Below are 11,269 nucleotides of genomic sequence, written 5' to 3' on the forward strand. Positions count from 1 at the left end.
CGATCACACCGGTCAACGCCGCGCCGGTGGTGCACGGACGGATCGCGGACGTCGCCGATGGGGCGGCGCGCATCGAGCTCTGGGCGGAGCTGGCGGACGGCACGGTGAGCGTCCGCGGCGAAGCCGTCGTCGACCCCGCCGTCGGCTGACGCGCCGACGGCCGGCCGTACTGAGGTCAGGCTCCGATCAGACGCCGATCAGGCGCACCCCGACCTGCTCGGCGGTGGCCACGACCATCGGGCCCCATGCCCGGGACGCGTCGAAGTCGAAGCGGACGCTCGGGACGGAGATCGCGATCGCCGCGACGGGTCGGCCATGGCGGTTGCGGACGGCGGCCGCGATGGCGCAGACATGCGCGCGGTTCTCGGCCGTGTTGACGGAGTAGCCGTTTTTGCGCGCTTCGGCGATCGCCTCGTCGAAGGTGGGCCGGTCGAAGGGGACCGTGGGCGCCTCGGGCAGGAACACCCGGTGGACGAGATCCTCCACCACGTCGTCGGGGAGGGCGGCGAGAACGCAGCGGCCCGATGCGCCGACGTGGATCGGTGAGGTGCCGCCGAGCTGGATGTACGCACGGACCTGCTGCTCGGACTCGACCTTGTCGACGAGGATCATCCGCTCGAACTGGTCGGGCACCCAGAGGTGGATCGCCTCCTGGGTCTGGTCGCGCAGTGCGCGCATCGGGCCGGCGGCCACATCGAGAAGGTCCTGCTCCGGCACCGCCTTCAGCCCGATCGCCAGTGCGCGCGTCGTCATGGTCCACCGCGTGAGCGGCTCGTCGGTGGGTTCGAGCCAGCCTGCCTTGCGCAGCGTGACCAGGATGCGCTGGACGGTCGACGGCGGCAGATCGAGCCGGCGGGACAGCTCGTTGACCCCGACGGGCTGGTGGTCGGCGACGGCCTCCAGCACGCGCAGACTCCGCAGGACACTCTGCATGGCACCTCCTGTGGCGCAGACGAAACTCTGAGCCAATTGGTTGACAGCGGAACGGTTCTGGGGGGTATCTTAACACCAGAACGGAATGACATTCCACAGTGCGGCATAAAAAGGAGCGGTCCGGAGTGATGGAGAAGGACCAAGCGATGAACGACAACCGACGTCCCCGGCCCGAGCGCCTTCGCCGGAGCGAGCTGTCCACCCCGGGTAGCAGCCCGAAGATGATCGCCAAGGCCGCCCAGAGCGCGGCCGACCTCGTCTTCCTCGACCTCGAGGACGCGGTCGCGCCGAGCGTCAAGGTGGCGGCGCGGGCCAACGTCATCGCCGGTCTCAACGACCTCGACTGGGGCAACAAGGTCCGGGCGTGCCGCATCAATGGCGTGTCGACCGAGTGGTGCCACGGCGATGTCATCGACGTCGTGACCGGAGCGGGCGCGAACCTCGACGTGATCATCCTGCCCAAGGTCCGTGCGCCGCGCGACGTGTGGTTCGTCGACGACCTGCTGACCCAGCTGGAGACCCGCCTGGGACTTGAGGTGGGGCGGATCGGTATCGAGGTCCTCATCGAGGAGTGCGAGGCGCTCGCGTGTGTCGAGGCGATCGCGGCCAGCTCGCCGCGCCTTGAGGCGCTGATCGTCGGCTTCGGTGACCTCTCGGCGAGCCAGGGCATGCGCATGAGCCAGATCGGTGGCGGTGACGACTCGTCGATGGCCTACCCCGACGACATCTGGCACTTCGCCCGGGTCCGCACGATCGTCGCGGCCCGGGCCAACGGCCTCGACGCGATCGACGGCCCGATGGGCAACTTCTCCGCCCCCGACCGCTACCGCCGTCAGGCGCGCTGGGCCTCGACGCTGGGCGCGGTCGGCAAGTGGTGCATCCACCCGTCGCAGATCGATCCCGCCAACGAGGAGTTCGCGCCCACCGCGGATGAGGTCGCCCACTCCCGCGCGGTCATCGACGCCCTTCACAAGGCGGACGCCGAAGGCCTTGGCGCAGCGAACCTGAACGGCGTCATGGTGGACGTGGCGGCGATCCGCATCCACCAGAACGTCCTGGACCGAGCGGCCGCGTGCGCCGGGGCGCTCGAGCCGCAGCCGGCCTGAGCCGCACGGGACGAAGGAGGAGAGCAGATGGTGGAGCAAGAGGTCACCGAGGCGACGCGTGAGATCGCCGACGGCCTGATCGCCTTCATCGAGAGCGAGGTCGTGCCGCTGGAGCGCAAGCACGCCGAGCTGCTCGGCGACGAACGGCGGCGTTACCAGGAGGACGGCACCTTCGCCGCCGAGGTGCTCGACCTGCGTCGTAAGGTGCGGATGAAGTCCGCCGAGGCCGGCTACTACACGATGTTCGGCGCCGACGAGCTCGGCGGCGGCGGGCTCGACGCGCGCGCCGTCGCGCACATCCAGGAGCGGATGAACCACCACATAGGGCCGAGCCGGGTGCTGGTGCGCGACGTGGTGATCCCGTCGCCGTTCACCAACGGGCTGAGCCCGGTGCTGCTGAACCTCGCCCGGGAGGTCCGCGACCTCTACATCGACGACATCCGCTCGGGCAGCAAGACGATGTGCTTCGGCCTGTCCGAGCCCGACGCCGGTTCGGACGTGTTCGCGCTCCGGACCCGGGCGGTCCGCGACGGCGACCACTGGGTGCTCAACGGCACCAAGCAGTGGATCACCAACGCGGCCTGCGCCGACTACGCGATGATCTTCGCCGTCACCGACCCGGAGGCGGTGCGCGAACGCAAGGGCGGGATCACCGGCTTCTTCGTCGACACCACTACGCCCGGGTTCAACGTCGACTCCGTGATCCCACTGATGGGCCACGTCGGCGGTGAGGCGGGCATCATCTCCCTCACCGATGTGCGGATCCCGGCAGACCACGTCATCGGCGAGGTCGGCAGCGGCCTGAAGGTCGCGATGGGCGGGGTCGGCGCCGGCCGGATGTCCATGGGCGCCAAGTGCGTCGGGCTCGCTCAGTGGGCGCTGGACAAGACACTGGAGTACAGCCAGCAGCGTCGTACCTTCGGCAAGCCGCTGGCAGACCACCAGATGATCCAGGCCCATCTCGCCGAGATGGCGATGGGTATCTACGCCACGAAGAACATGGTGCGTCACTGCGCCTGGCTGATCGACACGGGGAACAACCCGATCAAGGAAATCTCGATCATCAAGGCGAACGCCACCGAGATGCTCTTCAACGTCTACGACCGTGCGATCCAGGTGCACGGCGCGATCGGTCTGACCAATGAGCTCGGTCTCGAGGCCGGCCTGCGCATGGCTCGGGTCATGCGCATCCCCGACGGAAGTGCGGAGATCCAGCGGCGCACGATCGCGCGCCGCCTGCTCGCCGGCGACCGTGCGCTGTGAACCCGATGCCCCCTGAGAAGAGGATCCACCCATGGCGAAAACCCACATCAGCACCTCGACGGCCGACCGCATCGAAATCTACGGGCACGACTTGTGCCAGGAGGTCATTGGCCACACCGACCTCGGCAGCCTCGTGTTCCTCGGTGCCCACGGTCGGCTGCCCGACGAGGCCGAGGCGAAGATGTTCAACGCGATCCTGGTCGGGATGGCGGAGCACGGGCTGACACCGATCGCGATGGCGGCCCGGCTGACCCTGATGGGTGCGCCGGAGGCGGCCCAGGGCGCGATCGCCGCCGGCATCCTCGGCGCCGGCTCGGTGTTCCTCGGCGTTCTCGACAACACCGGCGAGCTGCTGGCCAGTGGCCGGGTGATGATCGACGAGGGCAGCTCTCTCAAGAAGGTCGCGGAGCAGCTGGTCAACGACGCCGAGCGCGCCGGCGCACTCGTGCCCGGCTTCGGCCACTCTCTCCACAAGCCGATCGACCCGCGTACGCTCCGCTTCTTCGAGCTCGCCACCGAGCTGGGATTCATGGGCCGCAACGTCGAGCTCATGCAGGAGATCGGCCGCGTGATGTCGGAGCGCCGGGGCAAGCCGATCACGCTCAACGGCGCGGGTGCCGCGGGTGCCGTCCTCGCGGACATGGGCTTCGACTGGCGCATCACCCGCGCCTGCGTCGTGGCCGCTCGGGCCGCCGGCCTCGTGGGCCACCTGGCCGAGGAGATGCGGTCCGGCCGCAAGGAGGGCGTGGCCAGCGCTGTCCTCAAGATGGCGCACCACGATGTCGAGTACAGCCCTCGGCCGGTGCCGCCACGGGGTGCCTGATGGCCCTCGACAAGTCAGTCATCGGCTGGCGCAACGAGCCGTACGCCGCCGACGTCGAGCGGGGACGGCTGCGCTTCTTCGCCCAGGCCACGGGCCAGACCGACCCGGTCCACCTCGACGTCGACGCGGCGCGGAGCGCCGGCCATCCGGACCTCGTGGTCCCGCTGACCTTCCTCCTCTGCCTCAACTCCGAGCGGCCGGACGCCAGGCAGCTCTACACCGAGCTCGGCATCGACCAGCGTCGAGTCCTCCACGGTGAACAGGTCTTCGCGTACGACCGGCTCGCCCATGCCGGGGAGCGACTCCAGTTCGTGACCGAGGTGACCGACGTCTACGACAAGAAGGGCGGAACCATGGACTTCCTGGTCCGCACCACGACCGTGACGCGCGGCGCCGAGACCGTGGCCAGGCTGACGGCGACGACCATCATCCGCCAACGGGGCTAATCGCGTCGGCGGAGCCGCCGCCCGGCACGGCCCCTCAACAGTGAGGGATGGAATGACATACCAAGATGCGGCACAAGCGCCGGTGACCGGCGTCGCCGGGATGACGGCCGACTTCGCGCGCCTCGTCGTGACGATGGCACAGGCGCCGCGAACCGTGGAGGCGACTGCGCGGGCGCGCCTGTGCGTCCTCGACCTGATCGGGGTCATGGTGGCCGGCGCCGAGGAGCCGGGTGCCGGGATGGTCCGGGACGTCGTCGGCGCCAACCCGGCCGGCCCGTGCACGATCGCGAACTCCCCGGCACGTGCGTCCGCGTCCGACGCCGCGCTCGCCAATGGCACGGCGGCGCACGCCCTCGACTTCGAGGATGTCCTGCGCGGCCCCGGCCACCCCACGACGACGATCCTGCCGGCGGCCCTGGCGGTCGCCGAGCGCGAGGGCGCAACCGGCGCCGAACTGCTGACCGCCCTGGTGATCGGGATGGAGTGCGCGACCCGAATCGGCCGGGGGGTCGGCCCAGAGCTGTACGACCGCGGCTTCCACTCGACCGGTGCGTTCGGAGCCTTCGGCGCCGCCGCCGCCAGCGGCTACCTGCTCGGCCTCGACGCCGAGCGACTGACGATGGCCTTCGGCATCGCGGGCACCCAGGCGGCCGGCCTGAAGGCCATGTTCGGGACGATGTCGAAGCCGCTCCACGCAGGTCGCGCCGCTGCTGGCGGCGTCCTGGCGGCCGATCTGGCGGCACGCGGCTTCACCAGCGCCGAGGACGTGCTCGGCCACCCGCTGGGGTTCGTGCACACACACGCGTCGGGTGTCGACGTCGCTGTGCTGTCCGCCCCGGTCGGTGAGAACTGGGCCGTTGAGGAGGTGGGATTCAAGGCCCACGCCTCCTGCTACCTGACCCACGCCACGATCGAGGCACTCGTCGGGCTGCGCCGCACAGAGGGCTTCACCGCCACCGATGTCGTCGACATCGAGCTGACCGTGCCGCCGGGCCACGTCGACGTCTGTCACATCCCGGAGCCGGAAACCGGCCTGGAGGCCAAGTTCAGCCTTCGGCACACCGCGGCGATGGCCCTGGTGAACACGGCACTGACCCAGGACCTGTTCACCGACGACGTCGCCGGCGACCCGGCCATGATCGCCCTGCGCGAGCGGGTCACCGTGCGGACGGACCCCGCGATCATCGGCGCCCAGGGCAGCGTGGTGGTGTCCCTGGCCGACGGCCGAGCGCTGAGAGCCGCCCGCGACATGCGACGGCCCGAACCCGATCTCGACATGCTGACGGCCCGCCTGGTGGCCAAGTTCGAATCGCTGTGCACACCGCGACGCGGCGCCGACTGGACCCGCCGTGTCGTCGACACCGTGCTGAACCTCGAGCAGCTCGACGACGTACGCGTGCTCACCGCAGCGCTCGCGACGCCGGCGGCGAGCTGACGGACCACTGACGAACACGGAGGACATCTGATGACGACCACGGTCGATCTCGACTCCTTCCCGGTCCTCGGGAAGGGCAACAAATTCGAGGACTTCACGCCGGGCCAGGTGCTCGAGCACCACTGGGGCCGCACGCTCACCGAGGGGGACAACGCCGTCTTCTCGACCGGTACGTGCACCTGGGTCCCGATGTACCTGAACAGCGAGTTCGCCCGCGCGCACGGTCACCGAGACGTGGTGATCAACCCGCTGCTGGTGCTCTCCACCGCGGTGGGCCTCTCCGTCGAGGACCTCAGCGAGGGTGGTGGCCCGTTCCTCGGCATGGAGGAGTGCACCTTCCACCAGCCGGTCTACCCCGGCGACACCCTCCAGGCCAGGTCGGAGGTGCTCCACACGCGGACCTCGGACAGCCGCTCCGGTGTCGGCATCGTCACCTGGCGGACAAAGACCTTCAACCAGCACGGCGAGCTGGTGCTCGCCTACGTGCGGAGCAACTTCGTGGCGATGCGAGGAAAGGCATGACGATGACCAAAACCGACCACGAGGTGCGCCTGCTAGCGCCCCCCGTGCTCACCGATCCCTGGGCGACACCGGAGCGGCTGGAGCTCCAGGAGCGGGCCCGGACATTTGCGCAGGAGGAGATCCTCCCGGTCGCCAACGAACTCGACCCGCAGAAGGCAGAGATCCCGCAGACCCTGCTCAAGCGGCTCGGTGAGGAGGGCTACTTCGGCATCACCGTCGACAAGGAGTACGGCGGCCTGGGGCACGGCGTCTTCGAGTACTGCATGGTCTCGGAGGAGTTCGCCCGCGCCTGGATGAGCGTGGCCAGCATCATCGCCCGTGGCAACGGCGGCGGAACCGCCGTCCGCGACGTGGCGCGCCGCCGATCGCTGCTGGAGAAGTCCGCCCGCGGCGAGTGGATCGGCGCCGCCGCGAACTCGGAGCCCGAGGCCGGCTCCGACCTCGCCGGTGTCAGGACCCGGGCCGTCCGCGACGGCGACAAGTGGGTGCTCACCGGCGAGAAGCGGTGGACCGGCAACGCCAAGGCCGCCGACTTCATCATGGTCCTCGCCCGCGTCCGCGACCCCGAGCCCGGTGAGCCGCGGTCGGCGGGTCTGGCGTACTTCGTCGTGACCAAGGAGCGGGGCGCCTTCCCGCCGGGCATGACGGGCACGTCGATCGACAAGATCGGCTACCACGGCTTCCTCACCTGGCAGCTCACCCTCGACGGGGTCCGGATCCCGGCCGACAACATCGCCGTCCCCGACACCAAGGGTACCGCCGGGTTCAAGGACGCCCAGAAGAAGCTGAACCGCGCCCGCGTCCACACGGCCGCGCGCGCTGTCGGCCTCGCCCGGGCCGGCGTCGAGGACTGCGTGGCCTACCTGCAGCAGCGCCGACAGTTCGACCACCCGCTCTCCGACTTCCAGGTGGTGCGCCACAAGGTCGCCTCCATGGCGGCGAAGGTGGAGCAGGCGCGGACGTTCTACCGGCACGTGGCCTACCTGATGGACAACGACATCCCCTGCGAGCGCGAGGCCGCCATGGTCAAGCTGCTCGCCACCGAGATGGCGGTGGAGGTCACCGGCCAGGCCCTCCAGCTCCATGGCGGCAACGGCTACACGACCGAGTACCAGGTCGAGCGCCACTGGCGCGACGCACGGCTCACGACGATCTTCGAGGGCACGAGCGAGATCCAGGAGCGCATCATCTCCGACCGCATCCTCCCGAGGAGCCCCCTGACATGACCGAGACCACCACTACCTCGGCACTCCCGACCGCGACCTCTCGCCTCCTCGGCCGGTTCGGCTGGTTCGAGGACTTCAGCGTCGGGCAGCGGATCCGCCACTCGCGCGCCTCGACGATCGGCGAGATCGACGGCTCCTTCCTCGCCAAGCAGGTGATGAACACCGCGCAGGCTCACTGGAACGACTACTGCATGGAGGGCAAGCCCTTCGGCCCCGGGCGTGTGGTGTTCGGTCTCGCGACCGCTTCGACGGTGCTCGGCCTCGCCTCCGAGGACACGGTCGAGCACGCGATCGCCGAGCTCGCGCTGGACGGCCTGCGCTTCACCACGCCCGTCCATCACGGCGACACGCTCGAGGCCTTCACCGAGGTGATCGAGGTCAGCCCCGCGGCGGACCGCCCGGACGCCGGTGTGGTGCGGTTCAAGCACTGGGGACGGCGTCAGGAGGACCGCGCGATCGTCTTCGAGGGCATCCGCACCGTCCTGGTCAAGCGTCGCTCCCACTGGGCAGCCGGCTGAGCGAGAGGAACCTGTCATGACCTCATCGAAGACCGGCAGGGTGGACGGCCCGCTCGCGGGCGTCCGCGTGCTCGACCTGACCGGAATGCTGGCCGGGCCGTTCGCGACGATGCTCCTGGCCGACATGGGCGCCGACGTCGTCAAGATCGAGCCCCCGCGTGGCGACGTCACGCGCCGCTCGCTCATCAAGGGCGACGACGGCGAGGACGTGCTCTCCGGCTACTTCCAGTCGATCAACCGCGGCAAGGGCAGCATCGTGCTCGACCTCAAGGACCCGGCACAGCGCGAGGAACTGCTCGCCCTCGTCGACGTCGCCGACGTCCTGGTGGAGAACTACTCGGCGGGCGTGATGGAGCGCCTCGGTCTCGGCTACGAGTCGTTGGCGGTCCGCAACCCGCGGCTGGTCTACGCGACCGTCCGCGGCTTCGGTGACCCGCGCAGCGGCGAGAGCCCGTACGCCCGGTGGCCGGCGTACGACGTCGTGGCCCAGGCCATGAGCGGATTCCTCAGCATCACGGGGACCGAGGACGGAACGCCGGTCAAGAGCGGTCCGGGCATCGGCGACATCTACCCCGCGACCATCCTGGCCGTGGGCATCCTCGGCGCCCTGCACCACGCCGAGCGCACGGGCGAGGGTCAATTCGTCGACGTCGCGATGTACGACTCGATGGTGTCGCTGTGCGAGCGGATCGTCTACCAGCACTCGCTCACCGGCCGGGTACCGCGCCCACAGGGCAACTCGCACCCGTTCCTGAGCCCATTCGAGATCGTTCCCAGCAAGGACGGCTGGGTGGCGATCGCCGCGCCGCACGATCCGCAGTGGCGCAAGCTGACCGGGCTGATGGGCTGCCCCGAGCTCGCCGACGACGAACGGTTCAGCTCGCGCTCGGCACGAGCCCGCAACAAGGCCGCGGTGCGCGAGGCCGTCGAGACCTGGAGCGCCGCCCGTGCGACGGCCGAGATCATCGACGTCCTGGGTGGCCAGGTGCCGATGGGCCCGGTGCAGTCGGCCGCCGACCTGATGCGGGACCCGCATCTGAAGGCACGGGAGATGCTCATCGAGCTGGAGCAGCCAGGTACCGACCGCACCGTCACCGTGGCCGGGACGCCGATGAAGTTCTCCGCCACCCCGCACCGCGTCGAGCGGCGCGGACCGCTGCTGGGAGAGAACAGCCCCGAGGAAGTGCTGGCCCGCTGGGCCGAACGGTGAGCCGCGCCGGCCACCATCCCCGCATCGCTTGAACGACGAGGAAGAAGAGGGACCTGAATGTCTCAGGAGAACAGGATCGCGCTCGTCACGGGGGCAGGGCAGGGCATCGGCGCTGCCATCGCCCACCGGATGAGCAGGGAGTGCGCCGGGGTGGTGGTCGCCGACATCAATGAGGCCGCGGCGAAGGTGACGGTCGACGCCATCGCCTCCGCAGGTGGCCGGGCGATCGCGGTCGCGTGCGACGTGTCCAACCGCGAGCAGGTCGAGGCGATGGTCGAGCGCGCGGTCAGCGAGCTGGGCTCGGTCGACGTCCTGGTCAACAACGCCGGTGTCACCCGCGACAACCTGGTGCACAAGATGACCGACGACGACTGGGACCTGGTCATCGACACGCATCTGAAGGGGAGCTTTTACTGCGTGCGCGCGGCGCAGCGCCTCATGGTCGAGCAGCGCTACGGGAAGATCGTCTTCATCTCCTCGCGCGCCGCCCTCGGCAACCGGGGCCAGACCAACTACTCGGCGGCGAAGGCGGGCATGCAGGGCATGACCCGGACGCTCGCACTCGAGCTCGGTCCGTTCGGGATCAACGTCAACGCCATCGCCCCCGGCCACGTTGAGACGGAGATGGTCAGGGCTGTCGCCAAGCGCACCGGCCTCGACTACGAGGCGATGAAGGAGCGGTCGATCTCCGTCAACGCGATCAAGCGAGTGGGGCAGCCGGAGGACATCGCAAATGTCACCGCGTTTCTGGCGAGCGAGGAGTCCAGCTACATCACGGGTCAGATCCTGTACGTCACCGGTCGTCCGACCATCTGATCCGAAGGGGACCGAGAAGAGTGACTGCCATGACCGAGGTCGCCGGCAACCAGCTGGCGGCGCTGTTCAACCCTGCATCGATCGCCGTCATCGGTGCCTCGGACGACCCGAACCGGATCGGGGGGCGTCCCCTGCGGTACCTCTCGGAGTTCGGGTTCCGGGGTGCGATCCACCCGATCAACCCGAACCGGGACCAGGTCCAGGGGGTGCCGGCGTATCCGTCGGTCGCCGCGGTCGGCGCGCCGGTCGACCTCGCCATTGTGGCAGTGGCGGCCGACCGCGTGGTTCCCGCGATCAAGGAGTGCGCCGCGGCCGGCGTGCGGGGTGCGGTGGTTTTCAGCGCCGGATTCGCCGAGGCCGGCCCGTCCGGTCAGGCGGCCCAGGAGGAGCTGAGGCAGATCGCGGCGGAGACCGGGATCCGCGTCTTCGGCCCGAACTGCCTGGGCTTCATGAATGTGCGCTCGGGCGTCATCGCGACGTTCACGGCCGGTCTCGATGGCGTGTCCGACATCGGTGGCAATATCGCGGTCGTCAGCCAGAGTGGAGCGCTCGGGTCCCATCTCCTCGCGGCCGCCCACGGGCGCGGTCTCGGGTTCAGCCTCTGGGCGACGACGGGCAACGAGGTCGATGTCGACTTCGCCGAGTGCCTCGAGTACGCCGTCCAGGATCCGCACACCGACGTGGCGATGGTCTACGCCGAGGGCGTCCGCCACGGCCCCCGCCTGCATGCCGCCCTCGCCGAGGCGCAACGGCGGCGCAAGCCGGTCGTCCTGCTCAAGGTCGGCAGCTCGACCGCAGGGGCGGCCGCCGCGGCGTCGCACACCGGCTCGATCGTCGGCTCGGACGGCGCCTATGACGCGGTCTTCCGCCACTACGGCGTCCTGCGTGTGCGGACGTTCCGGGAGTGGCTCGACGTCGGCGAGGCCTGCGCCCAGGGGCGCTTCCCGACCGGGAAGCGGATCGGGCTGATC

At 69.7% G+C, this 11,269-nt stretch carries 12 protein-coding genes; 11 read left to right on the forward strand and 1 reads right to left on the reverse strand.

The features are described 5' to 3' along the window. Positions 1–186 precede the first annotated feature (186 nt). Positions 187–933 carry an IclR family transcriptional regulator gene (locus ACWF94_RS20655; RefSeq protein WP_453490144.1) on the reverse strand — a complete coding sequence of 249 codons (747 nt, stop codon included), beginning with the start codon at positions 931–933 and terminating at the stop codon, positions 187–189. A gap of 128 nt (positions 934–1,061) precedes the next feature. On the opposite strand from ACWF94_RS20655, the gene ACWF94_RS20660 reads away from it, so the two are divergent. From ACWF94_RS20660 to ACWF94_RS20710, 11 genes are all read left to right on the forward strand, one after another. After that, positions 1,062–2,039 carry an HpcH/HpaI aldolase/citrate lyase family protein gene (locus tag ACWF94_RS20660; protein ID WP_453490147.1) on the forward strand — a complete coding sequence of 326 codons (978 nt, stop codon included), beginning with the start codon at positions 1,062–1,064 and terminating at the stop codon, positions 2,037–2,039. Positions 2,040–2,066: 27 nt separating this feature from the next. Then, positions 2,067–3,302, forward strand: a complete 1,236-nt coding sequence (locus tag ACWF94_RS20665) for an acyl-CoA dehydrogenase family protein (RefSeq protein ID WP_453490150.1) — start codon at positions 2,067–2,069, stop codon at positions 3,300–3,302. 31 nt (positions 3,303–3,333) lie between these two features. After that, positions 3,334–4,125, forward strand: coding sequence for a citryl-CoA lyase (locus ACWF94_RS20670; protein WP_453490153.1), 792 nt, complete (start codon positions 3,334–3,336; stop codon positions 4,123–4,125). Beyond that, on the forward strand, positions 4,125–4,571 hold the full coding sequence (locus ACWF94_RS20675) for a MaoC family dehydratase N-terminal domain-containing protein (protein ID WP_453490156.1): 447 nt from the start codon (positions 4,125–4,127) through the stop codon (positions 4,569–4,571). The genes ACWF94_RS20670 and ACWF94_RS20675 overlap by 1 nt, the downstream gene beginning before the upstream one ends. 52 nt (positions 4,572–4,623) lie before the next feature. Then, positions 4,624–6,006 carry an MmgE/PrpD family protein gene (locus ACWF94_RS20680; RefSeq protein ID WP_453490159.1) on the forward strand — a complete coding sequence of 461 codons (1,383 nt, stop codon included), beginning with the start codon at positions 4,624–4,626 and terminating at the stop codon, positions 6,004–6,006. A 30-nt stretch (positions 6,007–6,036) separates the two neighbouring features. Next, entirely contained in the window at positions 6,037–6,528 is a 492-nt protein-coding gene (locus ACWF94_RS20685; protein ID WP_453490162.1) for a MaoC family dehydratase, read from the forward strand. Beyond that, complete coding sequence (locus ACWF94_RS20690) at positions 6,525–7,754, forward strand: acyl-CoA dehydrogenase family protein (RefSeq protein WP_453490165.1); 1,230 nt, start codon at positions 6,525–6,527, stop codon at positions 7,752–7,754. Before ACWF94_RS20685 ends, ACWF94_RS20690 begins: the two co-directional genes overlap by 4 nt. Next, positions 7,751–8,272 carry a MaoC family dehydratase gene (locus ACWF94_RS20695; RefSeq protein WP_453490168.1) on the forward strand — a complete coding sequence of 174 codons (522 nt, stop codon included), beginning with the start codon at positions 7,751–7,753 and terminating at the stop codon, positions 8,270–8,272. The genes ACWF94_RS20690 and ACWF94_RS20695 overlap by 4 nt, the downstream gene beginning before the upstream one ends. 16 nt (positions 8,273–8,288) lie before the next feature. Next, complete coding sequence (locus ACWF94_RS20700; protein ID WP_453490171.1) at positions 8,289–9,482, forward strand: CaiB/BaiF CoA transferase family protein; 1,194 nt, start codon at positions 8,289–8,291, stop codon at positions 9,480–9,482. A gap of 57 nt (positions 9,483–9,539) precedes the next feature. Next, positions 9,540–10,298, forward strand: coding sequence for a 3-oxoacyl-ACP reductase FabG (gene fabG, locus ACWF94_RS20705; protein WP_453490174.1), 759 nt, complete (start codon positions 9,540–9,542; stop codon positions 10,296–10,298). Positions 10,299–10,327: 29 nt separating this feature from the next. Next, positions 10,328–11,269 (forward strand): CoA-binding protein (locus ACWF94_RS20710; protein WP_453490177.1); only part of this gene is annotated, 942 nt, incomplete at its 3' end.

Source organism: Streptomyces sp. NPDC055078 (assembly GCF_053607985.1).